Genomic DNA, 20,738 nt, shown 5'->3' with positions numbered 1-20,738 from the left:
AGCGTGAAAACACAAATGGCTTTACACGCTATAGAGACTAGCTCAAAGACTGTCTTGAAAAAACAAAACTAATAAAAATTAAGATTTTAATTTGGAAATCAACACAGAATCTTTGCGGTTAAAAAAACACAAAGTACATCAAACTTGAAACCTGAAACTTGAAACAAAAAATCCTATATTTGATTCATAATAAAACCAAAATCATGAGATTTTTTACCATTATCATTTCATTTTTCACAATCACAATTTTCGCTCAAAACAATAAAAAATACGATACTTTTTTTGAAAAAGGAAACGGAAATCAATCGGCTTCATATCAGGAAACTATTGCTTATTTTAAGCTTTTAGCAAATGATTTTCCGACGATTCAAATTAAAGAAATGGGTTTAACAGATTCTGGTGAACCTTTGCACATGGTAACTTTTAATCCTGACAAAGAGTTTGATTTCGACAAAATCCAGAAAACAAAAGCTGTTCTTTTTGTCAATAACGGAATCCACGCCGGAGAACCAGACGGAATCGACGCCACAATGCAATTTTACAGAGATTTAGCTATAGGGAAACTGAAAGCTCCAAAAAATACCGTTTTAGTCTGCATTCCGGTTTATAATATTGGAGGTGCTTTAAATCGTAATTCGACAACGCGTGCAAATCAGGACGGACCAGAAATTTATGGTTTTAGAGGAAATGCGAGAAACTACGATTTGAATCGTGATTTAATGAAATCGGATACGAGAAATACAAAGAGTTTTGTCGAGATTTTCCAGAAAATAAATGCCGATGTTTTTATCGATAATCACGTAAGTAACGGTTCTGATTATCAATACAAACTGACTTATATTATGACACAGCATAATAAACTCGGAACTGTTTTGGGCGATTTTATGAATAATGAAATGATGCCGGCTTTGGTAAAAGATTTACAGAAAAAGAAAATCGAAACAATGCCTTATGTGGATTCTTTTAAAGATATACCAGACAAAGGTTTCGGACAGTTTGTCGATAGTCCGCGATATACAACGGGTTACACTTCCCTATTTAATACTATTGGTTTTGTGATCGAAACACACATGCTGAAAAAATATGCCGAACGTGTAAAAATGACGTACGAATACATGAAATCGACTTTGGATTTTACCGACGCCAATTATCAGAAAATCAAAGAACTTCGAGTGAAAAACTTAGAACAATATCAGTCTAAAAAATCGTATACTTTAAAATGGGAATTAGACAGCACAAAAGCCACAACTTTTTCATTTTTAGGATATGAAGCAGGTTACAAAAAAAGTGACGCCACAACAGGAAATCGTTTGTATTACGACCGAAGTAAACCTTATAAAAAAGACGTTCCATATATCAAAGAATTTAAATCGGTTAAGGAAATTGTGATTCCTACAGCTTATATTGTTCCAAGGGGATATTGGAATATTATTGATCTTTTGAAGAACAATAATATCTCTTTTTCACAACTTAAAAACGATACAATTATTGAAGTTGAAAGCTACAAAATTGTCGATTTTAAAACTGTTCCGTCTGCTTACGAAGGACATTATGCACATAGAAATACAACCGTAACTTCTAAAATCGTTAAAATGGCTTTCGCCAAAGGAGATTACATAGTTCCTACTAATCAAAAAGGTGTAAAATATCTTTTGGAAGCTTTTGAACCAGAAGGCATTGATTCGTTTTTTAACTGGAATTTCTTCGATCCTATTTTACAGCAAAAAGAACATTATTCAGAATATATTTTTGAAGATACTGCTGCACAGCTTTTAAAAGAAAACCCAGCTCTAAAAGCGGAATTAGAATCTAAAAAACAAACTGATGCTGAATTTGCTAAAAATCCTGAAGCGCAGTTGGATTGGATTTATAAGCATTCTGTTTATTATGAAAAGGCGCATATGCAGTATCCTGTTTATCGTGTACTTTAGTTTTTTTAAACCACAAAGATTTTATAATAGCCCCTAGCTTTAGCTAGGGGAATTAAAATGCCAATCGAACAGGCTTCAGCCTAATCGGCTTTTTTTTTGGCTAAAGCCTGTTTGTTACGTTTAAATTTTATCATCCAGCTAAAGCTGGACGCTATTCAAATTCATTTTTATATTCACTAAAAGATGACATACAAACTCTTTCTCGACGATATTAGAGACGTAAATATGGTTTACAAAAAATTAACTAATGATGATTTCATTGTGGTTAGAAATTCTCACGATTTTAAAAAAGTAATTCTTGAAAAAGGACTGCCAGAACTAATTAGTTTTGATAATGATTTAGGTCTTGATGAAAATGATCAAGTTGCCGAAGATGGTTACGCTTGCGCCAAATGGCTGGTTTATGAATCTGGAATAGATTTACAAAATTTAAAATTCAATGTTCATTCTGCTAATCCTGTTGCCAGTAAACAAATTCAGGGATTACTTGATAATTATATTAAACATTTAAGAAGTCAAGCAATGAATTAATATTTGTAAAATCTTGACTTTTAATCTGCTCTTCGAGTTACTCATTTGCAAGACTCTCTTATTACTGTGCGAAGTCTCCTGACTTTGTACCCGTTTCTATATTCCGTTCCAAAATTATTTTTTACTCTCTTTGTGGACTATTGGAATGAGTACGAAGTCAGGAGACTTCGCACAGCAATTACAAACACTTCGCAGGGCGGGAATTTTAAAATTCAAGCTATTTATGGATTTCCGTAATTTTTAAACTTTACATGTCTTTATTTTTGAATATTCATAAATTTAAAAATAAAAAATATGACTTGGAGTTTTCGCAAACGTATCAAAATTATCCCAGGAGTTCATCTTAATCTTAGCAAAATCGGTATCTCTACTTCTATAGGAATTAAAGGAGCCAATATGACTTTTGGAAGTTCAGGGACTTATCTAAATACAAATGTATTAGGTATTAGCAATAGACAACGATTAAACTATCCAGAAACTAATTTTAATCCTCAAATTCATAACGAAACACTAGAACTCACAGACAATATCTTTAGTTCTGACATACATGAAATTACAAGTCAAAACATGCAGGGAATTAAAGAAGCAATAATCTTGGCTAATCAACAAAGAAAAGATTTAAAAAAGGATTTGTTAAAAATTCAAGCTTCTTTGAATTCTTCAAAATTAAAACTGGGTTTAAGTTATTTCTTAGTGTATGGATTAGTTAAGAAAAATATTCCAGAAAATATCAGACTCAATATTGAAGTAAAGAAAGAAGCCATAAAACAAACCAAAGAGCAAATAGAAAACAGCTTTGTTAAACTTGAGATAGAATTTGAACCTGAAATTAGAGAGCAGTACCAAGCTCTTGTAGAAGCATTTAAAAAACTGATAACTTCACAAAAAATTTGGGATGTTACAAGTGCACATTACCAAGATAGAGTTGCTGCGAGATCTTCTGCCAGCACTTTAGTAAAAAAGAGAGAGGTTAGATTTACTATGAAATCACTTCCAGATATAAAATCAGATTTTAATGCTCTGTATTTTCAAAATACAAATGGTGCAGATTTATATTTCTATCCAAGTTTTATAGTTATGCATTCAAACAATACAAATTTTGCTTTAATTGGGATTGACGAACTAATTTTTAATCAAAATTATGTCAGGTTTACAGAAACTGGAATTATTCCAAAAGACTCCAAAGTAATAGATCGAACTTGGGCAAAAGTAAATAAAAATGGAACTCCGGATAAAAGATTTAAAGGTAATTATCAAATTCCTATTGTTCGTTATGGAGAAATTAAACTGAGAACAAATACTGGATTAAATGAAGAATACGAATTCAGTAATTATGAATTTACAGAAGAATTTGGCAAGGTCTTTAGAGATTATCAATCAACAATAAAATCTTTAAAACAACTTAATTAATATTCCGTAGGAATATCCCATCGGTAAAAAAAATAGTATTGTTTTGTATGTGTCCAGTAAGGACACCTGCTTTTTATAGAAATAACATATCTGCCCCATTAATCAAACGTTCCTACGGAACGTATAACTGCAATTTAAATTTAATTCTACCTAGCAGACATTCCTATGGAATGAAATGTTTTTTTGACCCCACCAGCGAAAGGAAATAAATTATTTTAAACCAGATAATAAACAAATTCAAGATTTACTTTATAATTACAACAGCCATCTGAAAAGTCAAAACAATTAAATATTAATTTGTATTTTCGTACAAATACGTTAACTAAATTAATATTGTATGTCATTTCAAGGATACTTAAAAACAATTAAAGAAAAAACAGGAAATGGCCCAGCCGAGTTTAAAACTTTAGCAGAACAAAAAGGATTTACCATAGAAGGAAAACTAAAACCCGAAGTAAAAGCTGGAGATATTGTAAACTGGCTTAAAAATGATTTTGACTTAGGCCAAGGACATTCAATGGCAATTTATGCACTGCTTAAAGGCATAAAAAATGAGGATAGTGAATAAAGAGTGTAATATTATTTAAAATCTCCTCTTTATTTATCCCTAGTGTCATCCTGAAAATGAAATCTCAACTTTTTAAATTCCAAATTCCAAAAATTAATTAAGATTGGAATTTGGAATTTTTATTATTGGATTTTTTCCTCCTGAAACAACAGCTTAATATTCTCATACGAGTTTTTAAGTGCGTCTTTGATCTGTTCCGGGTTCAGCCAGGCTACTTTTTCAATTCCTTCTTCGATTTGTCCATACGGAATTCCTTCAAAATCAGAATGCATTTCGAACCAATGCGTGATTTTGAGTTTGTATTTTCCGTTGCGTTTGAAGATATGATAGGTTTTTTGAAGTTTCTGGACAATACGAAGTTGGTTTACGCCGGTTTCTTCCTCAACTTCTCGCATGGCGGTGGCTTCAATGTCCTCGCCTTTCTCGATTCCGCCTTTAGGTAAATCCCATTTTCCGTTTCTGAAGATAAATAAAACCTCGCCTTTTTTATTGTACACAAAACCTCCGCCGGCTTTATTTACCGGAATTTTGGCTTTAAGGGTTTTCATTATCTCACTTTCGTCAGGATGATATAAAATGGCTTTTTGAATTTTATTTTGAAAAATTTTTATGATAAGCTGTTCGATATCAATACTTTCTAACAAGAACAATTGAAAATCTGTCTCGCGGGAGATTTCATTTGTCAAAAAAAGTGGTTTGTCGTTCACAAAAACTTTATACATTTGTACTATGATTTTTAATAAAGATACTGCCGAAAAAACAGCCGAATTGCTTTTGCAAATAAATGCAATTAAATTGAATCCCGAAAATCCTTTTACATGGGCTTCTGGTTGGAAATCTCCTATTTATTGCGATAATAGGTTAATTCTTTCATTTCCGAGCATCAGAAACTATGTTCGTGATGAGTTTGCCAAGAACATCGAAAAACAATTTGGGAAACCTGACGTTATTGCCGGTGTTGCTACTGGAGCCATTGGAATTGGAATTTTAGTTGCCGAAAGTCTAGGGCTTCCGTTTGTATATGTTCGTCCGGAACCAAAAAAACATGGCAGACAAAATCAAGTTGAAGGTTTTTTTCAAAAAGGCCAGAATGTTGTAGTTGTCGAGGATTTAATCAGTACAGGAAACAGCAGTTTGCTTGCCGTTGAAGCTTTACGCAATGAAGGCGCTAATATTAAAGGAATGGCAGCGATTTTTACCTATGGTTTTAATGTTGCCGAAGAGAATTTCAAAAATGCTAATGTTGACTTGTTTACATTAAGCAACTACGAAAATCTTTTAGATTTAGCAGTCCAAAAACAATATATAACAGAAGACCAGCAATCTACTCTACAAGAATGGAGCGTAAGCCCATCGACTTGGGGACAGGAGTAAAATTTTAGATTTTAGATTTTAGATTTTAGATTTTAGATTTTAGATTTTAGATTTTAGATTTTAGATTTTAGATTTTAGATTTTAGATTTTCTAAAAATCGCTTCGCTCTTTTTGAGATTTGGAATTTAAAAAATTGGAATTTATTTTGATTGCTACATACAAATAAAAAAACAAAATATTATATGAACTTAGAAAGTCCAAAAGTTACCGTTCAGAAATCAGCTCAGGATTTATTCGATCAACTGACTGATGTTAAGAATTTTGAAAAACTAATGCCGGATAACATCGCTAAATTTGAAGTAACAGGCGAAGATGCTTTTATTTTTGGATTGAAAGGTATGCCGGAAATCAAACTAAAAATGAAAGATAAGGCAGCGCCAAACAAAATTGTTTTGGGTGCAGCAAGTGATAAACTTCCGTTTACTTTAACTTCAAATATTGATACTATTTCTGATTCAGAAAGTGCCGTTCAATTATTCTTTGAAGGCGAATTCAACGCTATGATGGCGATGATGGTTAAAGGTCCAATCAGTAAGTTTATTGAAACTTTAGCAAACAATATGAACAAACTTTAATAATGGTTAATTATTAATTGTGAATTATAAATGAAAAGCCTGATTTAATTGTCGGGCTTTTTTTTGACACAGATTAAAAGGATTAAAATGATTTTTTTCTCACGCAGATCTGGCAGATTCTGCAGATTTATTTTAAGCAAAAAACCTTTGAACCTTTGCCTCTCTGCACCTTTGAACCTCCTAGTAAAGCATCTGAATCTCCTTTATCTCAAATTCTGAAACAGAATCATCTTCCAATAAAACCTGCAATTTCCCAATAGGAGAAACGCCCTGAATAATTCCCATGAAATTTTTGTCCTGAAGGTTTTTAAAAGGCATTGGAATTCCTTTTTTGAACAGCGAATTAAAATAATCTTCCCAGAAAACGGAAGATGTCGTTTTCCATAATTCGGTTTTTTCTTTTATTTTTTCTGTAATTAAAATTGTGAGATCGTTTTTATCAAAAGTTTTTCCGGAGATAACTGCCAACGAAGATCCGCGAGGCAGTTCTTCAAAATTAGTTTGATTGACATTTATTCCGATTCCGACAACTGACACTATCCTGCCATCGCTTTTTAGGGTATTTTCGATTAGTATGCCACCAATTTTTTTATTGTATGACATTATGTCGTTTGGCCATTTTATACATAAATCAGGAATATTTAACGATTTTAAAGTTTCTAAAACCGCTAAGGAAACTACAATACTCAAATTAAAAACCTGCTCATTATCAAACAGAAAATCTTTTACCAAGACGCTCATAATTAAGTTTTTACCCTTCTCAGAGTTCCACTTTGCCCCCATTTGCCCTTTGCCTTTTGTCTGATTTTCAGCCGTTACCACCGTAAAATTCTCCAGTTCATCCTGACTTGACAACGATTTTAAGAAATCATTTGTAGAATCTATGGCATCGAGTTTGATTAGTTTCATTAAATAATTTAAATATCTTAATTTAATATTTTGTTAAGGTTCAAAAATAATCACAAAATTTGGTAACTTTACAAATTCATATAAAATAATTCATGGCGAAAAAGACTATTAATAATGATGTTCTATTGGCGAACATAATCAAAGGGATTGAGGAAGTAAAAGGAAATGATATCGACATTCTTGACTTAAGAGATATAGACACAGCGGTTTGTGACTATTTCGTCATTTGCAACGGTAGCTCAAATACCCAAGTTAACGCCATTGTAAACTCAATACAAAAAACAGTATCTAAAGACTTAAAAGACAAACCCTGGCACGTAGAAGGAACCGATAACGCAGAATGGGTTCTTATGGATTATGTGCATATCGTGGTACATGTTTTCCAAAAACACATTCGTGAATACTATAATATCGAAAGCCTTTGGGGTGACGCCAAAATAACTACAATCGAAAACAAATACTAAAAGAAAAATTTTTCTAAATGGCTAAAGATAATAATCCAAATCCGAGTAAATTTAAAATAAGTCCCTGGTTAATATATACTGCAATACTTCTAGTTTTTTTATTTATAAGTTTTGCAACCGGTGGATCTAATTTAAGCGAACCTGCTCAATTGACTTCTTCTAAATTCAATACTTTATTAGAAAAAGGACAAATTGAAAAAGTTATCGTTTATAACAAAGCCGAAGCTGAAGTATACCTAACTGCTGCAGCTCTTAAAGATCCGGCAAATGAAAAAGTTTCTAAAGATATTTTTAAAAACCCAAACAAAGGGCCGCATTATACTTTAGAGATTGGTAACGACCAAATCTTTCAAACAAAACTTGAAAAAGCAGTTGGCGAAGGCAAACTAAAAGATTTCAATTTCCTTCAAAAAAATAACTGGAGCGATATTTTAATCAGCTTACTTCCTATCATCATTATTATTGGTGTATGGATATTCATTATGCGTAAAATGTCTGGCGGAGGCGCTGGCGGAGGCGGACAGATTTTCAATATTGGAAAATCGAAAGCTAAACTTTTTGATGAAAAAACAGATATCAAAACTACATTTAAAGATGTTGCAGGTTTAGAAGGTGCAAAAGAAGAAATACAAGAAATTGTAGAATTCCTTAAAAACCCTGAAAAATATACAAATCTTGGAGGTAAAATCCCTAAAGGGGCTTTACTTGTAGGACCTCCGGGAACTGGTAAAACATTATTAGCAAAAGCTGTTGCGGGTGAAGCGCAGGTTCCATTTTTCTCTTTATCAGGTTCTGATTTCGTTGAAATGTTTGTGGGAGTTGGTGCATCTCGTGTACGTGATTTGTTTAAACAGGCAAAAGAAAAATCTCCGGCAATTATCTTTATCGACGAGATTGATGCTGTAGGTAGAGCCCGTGGAAAAAGCAACATGTCTGGCGGAAACGACGAAAGAGAAAATACTTTGAACCAGTTATTGACAGAAATGGATGGTTTTGGTACAAACTCTAATGTAATTGTTTTGGCTGCAACAAACAGAGCCGACGTTCTTGATAAAGCTTTAATGCGTGCAGGACGTTTTGACAGACAAATTTTTGTTGACTTACCAGACATTCGCGAAAGAGCTGAAATTTTTAAAGTTCACTTAGCTCCTATCAAAAAAGTTGAAGGTCTGGATCTTGATTTCTTAGCAAAACAAACTCCGGGGTTCTCTGGTGCTGATATTGCAAATGTTTGTAACGAAGCTGCCTTAATCGCTGCCCGTAATAACAAACCTGCAGTTGACAGACAAGATTTCCTTGATGCTGTTGACAGAATTATTGGAGGTCTTGAAAAGAAAAATAAAATTATTACTCCAGAAGAAAAAAGAGCAATCGCGATTCACGAAGCAGGTCACGCTACTGTAAGCTGGATGCTGGAACATGCTGCCCCGCTTATTAAAGTAACTATTGTTCCCCGCGGACAAAGTTTAGGTGCTGCATGGTACTTGCCAGAAGAGAGACAAATCGTAAGAACAGATCAAATGCTTGATGAAATGTGCGCTACTATGGGAGGAAGAGCTGCTGAAAAGGTAACTTTTGACAGAATTTCGACTGGAGCATTAAGCGATTTAGAAAAAGTAACACGTCAGGCTCGTGCAATGGTAACGATTTATGGTTTGAACGATAAAATTGGAAATGTCACTTATTATGATTCATCTGGACAAAGTGAGTACAACTTCTCAAAACCATATTCTGATGAGACAGCAAAAATTATTGACAAAGAAATTTCAGAATTAATTGAAGGTCAATACCAAAGAGCGATTGAAATTTTACAAGAAAACAAAGACAAGTTAAATCAGCTTGCTGATATATTAATTGAAAAAGAAGTTATTTTTAAAGATGACTTAGAAGCAATTTTCGGAAAACGTACTTTTGACAAAAATTTAGAAGAAGTCGTTTCGTAAATTATTCATTAAATACACAATATTTTTTAAAATCTTAATTCAAAATACCCTTTTGAATTAAGATTTTTTTATCTTTGAACGTTTTCAATTAACATGTAAAGTATTTCATATAAAAAATGAATTTTTTCAAAAAAATATTTGGTTCCGGCGAATCTGCTTCTGACGAAGAACACGAAAGTGAGTACGCAGGAACTCCTGCCCCAAATAGTCATTTGTCTTTAGACGAACAATTCATTTTCAACTTCAAGAAAAATGGCGGTAAATTTTTGTATTGTGAAAACAGTCAGGAAGCTGCAGAACAATTCGAAAATATTTTAGAAGAAAACGACTGGTTTGAAAGTGAAGTATTGTGTTACGAGCCGGCTCTTTTTCATTTATTAGAAGAAAACAAATTATTCTATATTGCTCCGTCAAAACCTAAATTTTTATTAGCAAGCTGCGAAAATCTAATTTCAGATGAAGGTTCTATTCTTTTCTCTTCAAAACAGATCAGACAAAATAAACCAAACGAATTACCAGCAAATATTGTAATTATTGCCACAACAAGTCAAATTCTCCCAATGAAAAGTGATGGTTTAACTGCCATTAAACGTAAATACGATCGAGACATTCCAACTAATATCACCACAATAAAATATTTCGAAAAAGCAAAAGAAGAAGATTTTACCCAATACGGAAGTGTTGCCAAGAACCTTTATTTATTGCTCTTAGAAGATCTTTAAGATGAACGAAACGCTTAAAAGAACCCTTTCTGGTGCTGTTTATATTGCTCTGTTGTTAACGTCAATCTTGTTTTCTACTGAAAGCTTTATCATACTTTTTGGTGTTTTTCTAATTATTACCATTTATGAATTTTCAAATATTGTAAACTTTAATAAAGTCTTTGCTATTTTATTTGGAACTTTACTCTATACAATCGTAATACTAATCAGCCATTACAACAAACAAACTTCTGCTTATTTAAACGATACTTTTAAATCAAATCTTGATTTAGAAACCAATATCCAGCAGCTAGATCTTGTACTTTTGGCTATTACGCTGGTTGTATCTGTTAAATGTATTATCTTTTTATTTTATGACTCCGTTCAAAAAGTAAGCATTTCTTCAAAATATCTATATCTTTTAGGATATATTACATTACCCTTTCTTTTTATTGTAAAAATTTCTTTTGGAACAAATGATTACAACCCAAAGATTATCATAGGTCTGTTTGTGCTAATCTGGACAAATGACACTTTTGCGTATCTGGTTGGAAAATCAATGGGAAAACATAAATTATTCGAACGCGTATCTCCCAAAAAAACAATTGAAGGCTTTTTAGGCGGAATGTTTTTTGCGGCTTTTGCAGGATTTTTAATATCAAAATTATATATACAGCCTAATCCGGCTTTTAGCAGTAAATCTATTTTAATATGGACTATTATTGCTTTAATTGTGAGTATTTTTGGAACAATCGGTGATTTGATCGAATCGAAATTTAAAAGAATTGCCGGTATTAAAGACAGCGGTTCCATAATGCCGGGACACGGAGGTATCTTAGATCGACTAGATAGTGTTATATTTGTAGCACCAATTATATTTTTATTTTATCAAATTTTATATTATGTTTCATAAAGAAGGAGCCCCATCTATTTTATTAGGAACAGTTTTTACTGTTGTCGTACTTGTAATTGCTGATAGATTTATTGATATCAATTGGCTAAGAATGCTTGTTCAAATAGCAGCATTATTGATTTTGATCATTATTTTACAATTTTTTAGAAATCCTAAAAGAATTGCCGTTAGAAACAGCGATCACATACTTGCTCCGGTTGATGGAAAAGTTGTGGTTATTGAAGAAGTTTATGAAGGTGAATATTTTAAAGATAAACGTTTACAGGTTTCTATTTTTATGTCGCCTATCAATGTTCACGTTACTCGTTATGCGATGGACGGAATTATAAAATTCAGTAAATATCATCCTGGAAAATTTTTGGTTGCATGGCATCCAAAAGCTAGTGAGGAAAACGAAAGAACAACAGTTGTAATCGAAAATGATACTTTTGGTGCAATTCTTTACAGACAAATTGCCGGTGCATTAGCACGTAGAATTGTAAACTACGCTCAGGAAGGAATGCAGGTAATTCAGGGAACTGATGCTGGTTTTATCAAATTTGGATCGAGAGTAGATTTATTTTTACCTTTAGGTACACCAATTAATGTGGTTTTAAACCAAAAAGCAATTGGGGGAAAAACTATTATTGCTACAAAAGCTTAAATGGCAGAAAAAGATTTAGATACACGCTTCAATGAGGCTGTTGAAATTGCAATGAAAATGACTCAGGCCTCGCTGCCGCAAGATGTGCAGCTAAGACTTTATGCGTTTTATAAACAGGCAACTTTTGGAACTGCCGTTTACAATCAGTCTGAGAATTTTGATTTGAGAAATGCTTTTAAAACTAATGCCTGGATGCAGATTAGTCATTTATCAACAGATGAAGCTAAAGAGAATTACATCGAAATCATTAATTCACTAACATCAAAATAAATTAATATTATGAAGAAAAACATTACTCGTTTTAGCATTTTAGCTTCATTTTTTCTATTATTTTCTTGTAATGATAACAATAAGCTAACCGAAGTTGTAGAAGTTCCGCTGCCAACTAAGGAAGAAAAAATAACGATTGGCTCTCCAAATGACGTAAAAGCAGATCCCGGTTCATTTGAACTTACAAAACTGCCTTTTACCTACGACGGATTAAGTCCAGCTTTACGTTCCTTAACTTTAGAAACACATTATTCCAAACACTATTTATCGTATACAAATAATCTTAATAAAGAAATTGTTTCAACTGAGTTTGAAAATATGCCTATTGAGGATATTTTAAAAAAAATGCCTCTTAGTAATCTAAAACTTCGTCAAAATGCCGGCGGATATTACAATCATACGCTTTATTTTAATATTCTGACCCCAAAAGAGCAGACTCCAAAAGATACTCTTGCAGGTTCTATTAATAAAGAATTTGGATCTTTTAATAATCTTACCAATCAATTTAAAGGTCAGGCAGAGAAACAATTTGGTTCTGGCTGGGTTTGGCTGGTTGTCGACAGATACGGAAAATTACAAATTACGACTACAGAAGATCAGGATAATCCGTTAATGAAAAATGCATTAATTCCCGGAACGCCAATTTTAGGCATTGATTTATGGGAACATGCTTATTATCTGGATTATCAAAATAGAAAAGGAAGTTATATCGATGCTTTTTACGGACATATAAACTGGGAAAAAGTAAACGAATATTATGTCGAAGCCCTCAAAAAGGTCAAGAAAGTATAAAAAAGTAAAGCTGGTACTAAAAAAGTACCAGCTTTTTTTATGTTCTTATTTTTCAAACATAAGCTCTTTATTAATCAAAGGCAAAAAATATGACAAAAATCATAGCGTGGCAATGCATATTCATATATCTTTAAACATTGTGAAAAAATTTCTTTAAATCAGGAATCATATCACAAGCGAAACTATATAACTTTTGAGTAAACGAAAGATGACTATGCCGGGTGAAACGATTAAAAAAAAGTACAGTGAAAATTAAATCTATTCTCTTATATTTTGTTCTGATGATTTTCTTTTCATGTGACAATAGAGAGAAAGCCGTTTCTGTCAATAATTCTCAAAAGAGTTCGTTTTTAAAAACTACTCCGTTACATATCCATAATCAGAACTCTAAATCAATTGATATAGAGTATTCGTCTGAGCAATTGGATAATAATAAAGGGCTTTCTAACAGTTCTATTAATGCTATTTTTCAGGATTCTGACAATTTACTCTGGATAGGAACCTGGGATGGTTTAAACCGATATGACGGCAGCAATTTTAAAATTTACAGACCGGAAGCTAATAATGAAAACAGCCTAAGCAATCAGGTTATTTTAAAAATAGATGAAGACGGCAAGGGAAATATTTGGATTGTCACCATACACGGCATAAACCGATTTGATAAAAAAACGGGCGTTTTTCAGCGTTATTATTTTTCAAGAAAAGACATCTCTCCATTATCTGAATCTGAATTCAACATGGCGCTGGACTCTTCTAAAAGAGTTTTTTGTGCTGCAAAAAATTGGGGAATTGGCTATTTTGAAGATGATGCTTTTCAATTATTAAATTCAAAAAACCTTCCTAAAAAAGCGGTAAAAAAAATGCAGTTTACACAAAAAGGTGAATTGCTGGTTTTATTTGAAAATAATGATCTCTACAAATTATCCATTAAAACAGCCAAAAGCGGTAAAAAAGCAATCTCAGGAATACAACTCATTTCAAAAAACATTCAGTCGTTTGATGAAATTTCGAAACAAAAAATAGTTACTGTATCGCTAACCGGAAAAAGCAATTTATATTCTTTAAACAATGAAATTGTCCCCTTCAATAAAAACCATATTGAAAAAATTATAGGAAAAACTTCTGATGGTCTTATCGTTCTGGACAAATCAGGATATGCTGTTTTAGATCAAAATGGTGTTGAGGTAAAAAAAGATTGGCTAAAACATTTAAAAAACAAAACTACTGTTCTCATTCAGGGAAACGAAAACATATTTTGGGCAGGAACAGATGGCGACGGAATTTTTAAAATAAGTCCGCTAAAAAAACCTTTTAATCTGGTTTCCAAAGCAGAGATTCCAGAATTAGATGGTGCCATTGTAAGAACATTTTTAGAATTAGAAGATCATTCTTTTCTGGTTGGTACAAAAGGAAAGGGCTTGTTTAAATTCTCTTCAAATTTTTATTTAAATCCTGAAAAACCACTAGATTACAAAAATTACAACGAAAGTAATAGTGCCATAAATAATGCGGTTTTTTCTTTGCACAAAGGACAAAATGATTTAATTTTTATTGGTACGGATGGCGATGGTATTGCCGTTTATGATTCGAAAAAATCAAAATTATTTACCTGGAGAGAAATTATAGGTAGCGAGGCTTGTGCTTATTTTAAATCTGTTTATTCTATTTATCAGGATGAAAATGGGTTTATCTGGGTTGGAACTAATGGTTATGGCATGTTTCGTTTTAAGATTGAGCATTTAGGAAATAATCTAAAAGTTTCTGATTTTAAAAACTATGCGGCCAATAATAATCAAGGCAATGAATTGAGCAGTAATATTGTTTTTTCGATAATTCCAAAAAATAAATATCAGCTTTGGATCGGTACTCGTTTAGGCGGATTAAATTTATTTGATATCAAATCAGAACGGTTTTACGCTTACAGAAATCATAAAAATGATCCCGAAAGTTTATCCAACAATGATATTTTATGTTTGGTTACCGATGCTAAAAACAGACTCTGGATTGGAACTAGTCTGGGTTTAAACTTACTGGAAACAAAAAATGGCAAGCCTGTATTTAAAAGTTTTACGGTAAAAGACGGTCTTCCTAATAACACTATTCACGGAATTGTTTGCGATAAAAAAAATAATCTTTGGTTAAGCACCAATTTTGGCCTTTCTAATTTTAATGTTAAAGAGTTAAATTTTACTAATTACACTAAAAACGAAGGGCTCCAAAACAATGAATTTGCCGATGGTGCTTTTTATCAAAATCTAAAATCTGATTTTATATTTATGGGCGGTATAAAAGGATTTAATTATTTCCTGCCCCAAAATATAAAAGAGTCAAATGTAATTCCGGATCTCTTTATTGATAAAATAAGCGGGCAGAATCAGCCGCTGCCCTATTATCAAGGATTGGTTATTTCGCCAAATTCAACTTCTCATCCTTCTATTGTTTTAAATCATAATCAAAACTTTTTTGATATTGAATTGACGGCGCTGACCTTTATCAATACCGAAAAATGCCAGTACGCTTATCAATTAAAGAATTTTGACAAGGACTGGAATGTTATTGATAATCGAAGAATTATATCTTTTACCAACGTTCCTAAAGGAAATTATTCTTTATGGATAAAATGGTCCAATAGTGATGGTGTATGGACTAAACCGGTTCAGGCTGTTGATATACGTGTTAAACCGGTATATTGGCAGTCGAATATTGCCTTTTTAATTTATGCCCTGCTCCTATTAGCTTTTGCGTTTTTTATTCAGAGTTATTACAAAAAACGTCAATCCCTAAACCAAAATATCTTATTCAGGAAAAGGGAAATGGAAATACATGAAAACAGGCTGACTTTTTTTACAGAAATAGCGCATGAATTTCAAACACCGCTTACTTTAATTGTTGGTCCAATTCAAAAACTTTCTGAAGTAACAAACCTCAGCGAGAGAAACACGAAATTCATCCACATGATTCAGCGAAATTCTTCGCGTTTGCTGTTTCTGACGCAGCAATTACTTGAATTTAGAAAAGCTGAATTTGACCATATCGAAGTAAATGTGAAAAACTTTGATTTAGTCAATTTAATCGAACAAATTGCCGAATTGTTTGATGAATGGGCAATCGAAAAAAACATTAGTTATTCACTCGATATTCCGCCTGTTTTATTGGGCTGGTTTGACAAAGATAAAATTGAAAAAATAGTATTTAATCTCATGTCGAACGCTTTTAAATATACGCCTGAAAACGGAAAAATAACCTTGAAATTTAATATTCAGGACATTGGTTCAGAGAAATTAAATATCACGATAACCAATACAGGAAAAGGGATTTCGAAAGAAGAATCAGATTCATTATTTGATCAGTTTTTCTTAGCTAAATTAAATACCGAAACGGATAATACGATGTTCAGAACCGGTATTGGTCTGGCGTATGTAAAAAAATTAATTACAGCATTAAGAGGCGAAATTTCTGTTTCAAGTCAGGAAAATATCGAAACAACATTTACTGTTTTGCTTCCTTGTAATAAAGCTTCGTTTGGTGAAAAAGAACTGGATAGTACCGTAAGTCCTATTTTAATTTCAAATCACTTAAAAAATATCCTTGAAGAAACTCCGGTTAAAGAGGAAGAAACTCCGGACAAAATTTCATCATTAAGCCACATTACAGATGATCGAAAAGCGATATTAGTTGTTGAAGATGAAAAAGAAATACATTTGCTTCTTAATGATTTATTAGATCAAAAATATAAACTTATCACAGCTTACAACGGTTTAGAAGCTTTAAAAATTATTGAAAATGAAATTCCTGACCTTATTATCAGCGATGTGATGATGCCTTTTATGGACGGAATTGAGTTTTGTAAAATAATCAAGAACGATCTTAAAACCTGCCATATACCTTTTATTATGCTAACCGCAAAAGATTCTGTCCTGCACCGAATTGAAGGAATAGAAAGCGGTGCCAATTCTTATATCGCAAAGCCATTTTATCCAGATCATTTACTAATAAGGGTTCAAAAACTTCTGGAAGAAAAAGAGTTAATATCAAGACATTTTACGCAAGATACCCCTATTGAAAACCTTGCTTCTCTGCCTATTAATAATGACGAAAAAGACTTTATAAAAAAAGTAATAGAACTAATTCGCCGCAATATCGATAATGAAAATCTTCAGAGTTTATATATCGAAAAAGAATTAGGTATCAGCAATTCGCAATTGTATAGAAAAATTAAACAAATATTTGGTTTTACGCCGGGCGACTTGATTCGAACCATCAGATTAAAATATGCTGCAGAATTATTACGAAAGAATATTTTAACGGTATCTGAAGTTTGCTATGCGTCTGGCTTTAATAATCGCTCTTATTTTTACCGCGAGTTTAAAAAACTATATAATACTACCCCAAAAAATTACCAGCTCAAATATAAAACCAAGAGCTAAAACAAACACAACTCACTAAATACCAACATAATAAATACAAGTGTACACTTTTGAAGAAATAGTGTACACTGTTTCTTGTATGCACCAGCTAATTTTATAAACGATAATTATTTCAATCGTTATCGTAAAACTTTAAAAACATCTCTAACCTTTTTAACCATGAAAAAAAACAATCAAAACAGTAAACTAACTAACACTATCTTATGATGAAAAAACATATTTATAATTTGTTCCTGTTTGGAATAATTATGCTGGGAAGCATTATGAATGCTCAGACCGTAAAAGGTGTGGTTTCTGATATTGATGGGCCAATGCCACAAGCTAATATCAATGTAAAAGGAACTTCTAACTATGCCATAACCGATCTTGATGGTAATTATATCATTACGAATGCGGGTCCTGATGCTGTCCTGATTTTTAGCTATATGGGATATCAAACCCAGGAAATAGCTGTATCTGGCAGAAAGGAAATAAATGTTACCCTGACAGCAGATTCAAATACTTTGAATGAGGTTGTTATTGTAGGATATACAAGTGAAAAAAAATCGGTCATAACAGGTGCTGTCACAACTGTAGATATGAGCGAATTAGCTAAAACAAAAGTATCAGATGTTGGGCAGGCGCTGCAAGGACAAGTTGCCGGTGTTTCGGTTTCGGCTAATACCGGTGCTCCCGGTGACGGACTTAAAATACGTATTAGAGGTGAAGGTACACTTGGTAACAACGAAGTACTTTATGTTGTAGACGGTGTTGCTACCCGCGATATTTCATTCCTGAATATGTCTGATGTAAAATCGATGACAGTATTAAAAGATGCTGCTGCCACTGCTATATACGGATCAAGATCTTCGGGCGGGGTTGTTATTCTTACTACCAAAAGCGGTGCAAAAGGAAAAGCAAATATTGATGTAGAATATTATGGAGGAACTAGTTATGCTACTAACCTTCCAAAAATGTTAAACGCAAATCAGTATTTAACTGTAATGGATCAGGCTTGGCATAATTCTAACAATAATCCTGCTAATGCCATAAGCCCTTATCAAATCGACAGAACTAACGGACAAGTAAACGGTATTGCTTTATCAAACACAAACTGGTTAAAGGAATTATTTGGTGCAGGAAGAACAGACAATTTCCAAATTTCGGCCAGCGGAGGCACTGATAAAACACAATATTTAATTTCCGGCGGTTACTTTGGTCAAGATGGTATTGTGCTGGGCGATAAAGATACTTACAGACGTATCAATTTTAGGGCAAATATCAATACCGAAATTACAGAACGCTTAAAAGTGGGTACAAACTTTCAAATTACAAGCAGCAGGCAGGATAAAATGTCTTCTAGCGGAGATTCTCCCGGAGTAATTAGACACGCTTTACTGCGCCCATCTGTTTTAGGGGTTTATAAAGATGTAAACGATCCAACGTACAAACAAGACGATCCTTATACTGATCTTCCTTTTTACTTAAATAACAATCCTAATGGCGGATGGAGCCGAAATTATGAGCTGACCTCTAATCCTATTGCAATAGTTAATTATACAGATGATGTACGATCTGCCTTTAAAACCTTTGGAAATGTTTATGCAGAATATGCTTTTCTGGCTGATAAGTCATTAAAATTCAGAAGTAATTTTGGTGCCGAAATCACTTTTGACCACAATAAAGCTTTTGGCGAAAATTATGGAGATGATAATGACAACGACCCAAATGAGTTATATCCGGGACAAGGCAGACAAAATAAACCTTCTAGCTTAAACGAAAACAGGGGCGAAGCCACAACTTTTACGTTTACCAATACTTTAAACTATACAAAAAACCTTGCCGAGAAACACAGTATCAATGCATTATTAGGGGAAGAAACGGTTAGTTTCGACCAGTCTGCAGTAGGTGGAAGCAGAACAAATTATAACAATACGACAGATCCTTTCCGTTATTTGGATTACGGAAGTGATGTCAATAAAAACAGTTCAGGATCTGCACAAAGCTGGAATCTTATTTCCTTTTTTGCCTCTGCAAATTATGCGTACGATAATAAATACCTAGCTTCAGGTACAATAAGAGCCGATGGTTCTTCTCGTTTTGGACCTAATAACAAATGGGGGGTTTTCCCTTCTGTTTCCGGAGGATGGGTTATGTCCAGAGAAAAATTCATGGAAAACACAAAATGGGTTTCTAACCTAAAATGGAGAGCGAGCTGGGGACAATCTGGTAATCAGGAAATCCCTAATAATGCCTATGAAACCCTTGTTACCGAAACTGGCGGAATCATAAATGTGGTTCGTTACGGTAATCCTGACCTAAAATGGGAAACGACTACGCAAACCAACTTTGGTCTTGACTTAGGAGTATTAGAAAATAAACTGACTTTCACCGTCGATTATTTTGATAAAACAACCAATGATATTTTACTAGCCGTAGGGCTGCCGTCTGCAACGGTTGGCCAAATCAACAAAACCTATGTTAATGCCGGTATTGTAACTAATAAAGGTTTTGAATTTGGAACTAACTTTCAAAACAACGACCACGAATTTAAATACGGCATCAGCGGAAACATTGCTACTTTAAAAAATAATGTAGAACAATTGCAGCAATATGTTTCTGAGATTACAGATGATAAAACCCATACTAAAACTGTAGTGGGACAGCCTATTAGTTCCTATTATGGATTGAAATTCGATGGGATTTATCAAAATCAGGCAGAAATAAATTCTACATTATACTCAAATTCAAACAATGCAAAACCGGGCGATATTAAGTTTAAAGATTTAAACGGAGATGGACAAATTAATGCTGATGACAGAACATTTATAGGAAGCCCGATTCCTAAAATAACTTACGGCTTTTCATTTAATGCCGAATATAAAAGATTTGATATGTCGTTTCTTTTCCAAGGCGTTTCAGGTGTAGATCGTTACAATGATTTAAAACAAATTTTAGATTACGACAGCCGTCCTTTTAATTCTACCACTTCAGTATTAAACGCTTGGAATGGCGAAGGCACAAGCAGCACAATTCCTCGTAACACACTAAATGATAACGGCGGAAGTCAGGTTTCAAGTGTTTTTGTAGAAGATGCTTCTTACCTGCGATTAAAAAATCTTGAAATTGGATATACGTTTGACCCTAAAATAATTGGCGATACGTATTTAAGGTTGTATCTATCCGGACAAAACTTATTGACTTTTACGAAGTATACTGGATTAGATCCAGAATCGACTTCTTTTATAGATCAGGGTACTTATCCTCAATCTAGTACAATACTTATAGGTTTAAAATTTAAAATTTAA

The 20,738-nt window shown here is 33.1% G+C and carries 17 protein-coding genes; 15 read left to right on the top strand and 2 right to left on the bottom strand.

The window, feature by feature from the left end:
* Positions 1-203: 203 nt before the first annotated feature.
* The 4 genes from LUU93_RS17800 (at position 204) to LUU93_RS17785 (ending at position 4,440) form a co-directional block, all read left to right on the top strand.
* Entirely contained in the window at positions 204-1,931 is a 1,728-nt protein-coding gene (locus tag LUU93_RS17800; protein WP_232682511.1) for a M14 family metallopeptidase, read from the top strand.
* Between the two features lie 183 nt (positions 1,932-2,114).
* Positions 2,115-2,462: a cyclic-phosphate processing receiver domain-containing protein gene (locus LUU93_RS17795; protein WP_232682510.1), complete on the top strand. Its 348-nt coding sequence runs from the start codon at positions 2,115-2,117 to the stop codon at positions 2,460-2,462.
* Positions 2,463-2,756: 294 nt separating this feature from the next.
* Positions 2,757-3,872 carry a DUF4236 domain-containing protein gene (locus tag LUU93_RS17790; protein WP_232682509.1) on the top strand — a complete coding sequence of 372 codons (1,116 nt, stop codon included), beginning with the start codon at positions 2,757-2,759 and terminating at the stop codon, positions 3,870-3,872.
* Positions 3,873-4,209: 337 nt separating this feature from the next.
* A complete protein-coding gene (locus LUU93_RS17785) occupies positions 4,210-4,440 on the top strand; it encodes a DUF4287 domain-containing protein (RefSeq protein ID WP_232682508.1) in 231 nt (76 codons plus the stop codon).
* A gap of 122 nt (positions 4,441-4,562) precedes the next feature.
* On the opposite strand, the gene LUU93_RS17780 is transcribed toward LUU93_RS17785, so the two are convergent.
* Complete coding sequence (locus LUU93_RS17780; RefSeq protein ID WP_232682507.1) at positions 4,563-5,162, bottom strand: NUDIX hydrolase; 600 nt, start codon at positions 5,160-5,162, stop codon at positions 4,563-4,565.
* A gap of 7 nt (positions 5,163-5,169) precedes the next feature.
* Between LUU93_RS17780 and pyrE the strand changes: the two genes are divergently transcribed.
* Both pyrE and LUU93_RS17770 read left to right on the top strand, forming a co-directional pair.
* Positions 5,170-5,814: an orotate phosphoribosyltransferase gene (gene pyrE / locus LUU93_RS17775; RefSeq protein WP_053473537.1), complete on the top strand. Its 645-nt coding sequence runs from the start codon at positions 5,170-5,172 to the stop codon at positions 5,812-5,814.
* 182 nt (positions 5,815-5,996) lie between these two features.
* Positions 5,997-6,389 (top strand): SRPBCC family protein, encoded by a 393-nt coding sequence (locus tag LUU93_RS17770; protein ID WP_232682506.1) that lies wholly within the window; start codon positions 5,997-5,999, stop codon positions 6,387-6,389.
* Positions 6,390-6,569: 180 nt separating this feature from the next.
* On the opposite strand, the gene LUU93_RS17765 is transcribed toward LUU93_RS17770, so the two are convergent.
* A complete protein-coding gene (locus LUU93_RS17765; RefSeq protein ID WP_232682505.1) occupies positions 6,570-7,298 on the bottom strand; it encodes a biotin--[acetyl-CoA-carboxylase] ligase in 729 nt (242 codons plus the stop codon).
* A gap of 92 nt (positions 7,299-7,390) precedes the next feature.
* On the opposite strand from LUU93_RS17765, the gene rsfS reads away from it, so the two are divergent.
* From rsfS to LUU93_RS17720, 9 genes are all read left to right on the top strand, one after another.
* Positions 7,391-7,762 (top strand): ribosome silencing factor, encoded by a 372-nt coding sequence (gene rsfS / locus LUU93_RS17760; RefSeq protein WP_012024667.1) that lies wholly within the window; start codon positions 7,391-7,393, stop codon positions 7,760-7,762.
* 17 nt (positions 7,763-7,779) lie between these two features.
* Entirely contained in the window at positions 7,780-9,705 is a 1,926-nt protein-coding gene (ftsH, locus tag LUU93_RS17755; protein ID WP_232682504.1) for an ATP-dependent zinc metalloprotease FtsH, read from the top strand.
* 116 nt (positions 9,706-9,821) lie between these two features.
* Positions 9,822-10,427, top strand: coding sequence for a lactate utilization protein B/C (locus LUU93_RS17750; RefSeq protein WP_232682503.1), 606 nt, complete (start codon positions 9,822-9,824; stop codon positions 10,425-10,427).
* A 1-nt stretch (position 10,428) separates the two neighbouring features.
* A complete protein-coding gene (locus tag LUU93_RS17745; RefSeq protein ID WP_232682502.1) occupies positions 10,429-11,319 on the top strand; it encodes a phosphatidate cytidylyltransferase in 891 nt (296 codons plus the stop codon).
* A complete protein-coding gene (locus LUU93_RS17740; protein ID WP_232682501.1) occupies positions 11,309-11,962 on the top strand; it encodes a phosphatidylserine decarboxylase family protein in 654 nt (217 codons plus the stop codon). Before LUU93_RS17745 ends, LUU93_RS17740 begins: the two co-directional genes overlap by 11 nt.
* Positions 11,963-12,232, top strand: coding sequence for an acyl-CoA-binding protein (locus LUU93_RS17735; RefSeq protein WP_232682500.1), 270 nt, complete (start codon positions 11,963-11,965; stop codon positions 12,230-12,232). It abuts the gene before it with no gap.
* Between the two features lie 9 nt (positions 12,233-12,241).
* The gene (locus LUU93_RS17730; protein WP_232682499.1) at positions 12,242-13,024 is read left to right on the top strand and encodes a superoxide dismutase; all 783 of its coding nucleotides are present in this window, start codon (positions 12,242-12,244) and stop codon (positions 13,022-13,024) included.
* A 245-nt stretch (positions 13,025-13,269) separates the two neighbouring features.
* Positions 13,270-17,451, top strand: coding sequence for a hybrid sensor histidine kinase/response regulator transcription factor (locus LUU93_RS17725; RefSeq protein ID WP_232682498.1), 4,182 nt, complete (start codon positions 13,270-13,272; stop codon positions 17,449-17,451).
* Between the two features lie 203 nt (positions 17,452-17,654).
* Complete coding sequence (locus LUU93_RS17720) at positions 17,655-20,738, top strand: SusC/RagA family TonB-linked outer membrane protein (RefSeq protein WP_232682497.1); 3,084 nt, start codon at positions 17,655-17,657, stop codon at positions 20,736-20,738.

The sequence above is a fragment of the Flavobacterium soyae genome, assembly GCF_021245985.1.
GTDB lineage: Bacteria > Bacteroidota > Bacteroidia > Flavobacteriales > Flavobacteriaceae > Flavobacterium > Flavobacterium soyae.
Note: the sequence above shows the minus strand (reverse complement) of the source record. Positions and strands in the feature narration are given on the sequence as shown.

What these genes read in the sequence shown, in the direction of transcription:
- ftsH (WP_232682504.1), top strand. Translation starts at nt 7,780, where the DNA reads ATGGCTAAAGATAATAATCCAAATCCGAGTAAATTTAAAATAAGTCCC.
- LUU93_RS17795 (WP_232682510.1), top strand. Translation starts at nt 2,115, where the DNA reads ATGACATACAAACTCTTTCTCGACGATATTAGAGACGTAAATATGGTT.
- pyrE (WP_053473537.1), top strand. Translation starts at nt 5,170, where the DNA reads ATGATTTTTAATAAAGATACTGCCGAAAAAACAGCCGAATTGCTTTTG.
- LUU93_RS17720 (WP_232682497.1), top strand. Translation starts at nt 17,655, where the DNA reads ATGATGAAAAAACATATTTATAATTTGTTCCTGTTTGGAATAATTATG.
- LUU93_RS17750 (WP_232682503.1), top strand. Translation starts at nt 9,822, where the DNA reads ATGAATTTTTTCAAAAAAATATTTGGTTCCGGCGAATCTGCTTCTGAC.
- LUU93_RS17800 (WP_232682511.1), top strand. Translation starts at nt 204, where the DNA reads ATGAGATTTTTTACCATTATCATTTCATTTTTCACAATCACAATTTTC.
- LUU93_RS17735 (WP_232682500.1), top strand. Translation starts at nt 11,963, where the DNA reads ATGGCAGAAAAAGATTTAGATACACGCTTCAATGAGGCTGTTGAAATT.
- LUU93_RS17765 (WP_232682505.1), bottom strand. Translation starts at nt 7,298, where the DNA reads ATGAAACTAATCAAACTCGATGCCATAGATTCTACAAATGATTTCTTA.
- LUU93_RS17785 (WP_232682508.1), top strand. Translation starts at nt 4,210, where the DNA reads ATGTCATTTCAAGGATACTTAAAAACAATTAAAGAAAAAACAGGAAAT.
- LUU93_RS17770 (WP_232682506.1), top strand. Translation starts at nt 5,997, where the DNA reads ATGAACTTAGAAAGTCCAAAAGTTACCGTTCAGAAATCAGCTCAGGAT.
- LUU93_RS17740 (WP_232682501.1), top strand. Translation starts at nt 11,309, where the DNA reads ATGTTTCATAAAGAAGGAGCCCCATCTATTTTATTAGGAACAGTTTTT.
- LUU93_RS17745 (WP_232682502.1), top strand. Translation starts at nt 10,429, where the DNA reads ATGAACGAAACGCTTAAAAGAACCCTTTCTGGTGCTGTTTATATTGCT.
- LUU93_RS17790 (WP_232682509.1), top strand. Translation starts at nt 2,757, where the DNA reads ATGACTTGGAGTTTTCGCAAACGTATCAAAATTATCCCAGGAGTTCAT.
- LUU93_RS17780 (WP_232682507.1), bottom strand. Translation starts at nt 5,162, where the DNA reads ATGTATAAAGTTTTTGTGAACGACAAACCACTTTTTTTGACAAATGAA.
- rsfS (WP_012024667.1), top strand. Translation starts at nt 7,391, where the DNA reads ATGGCGAAAAAGACTATTAATAATGATGTTCTATTGGCGAACATAATC.
- LUU93_RS17730 (WP_232682499.1), top strand. Translation starts at nt 12,242, where the DNA reads ATGAAGAAAAACATTACTCGTTTTAGCATTTTAGCTTCATTTTTTCTA.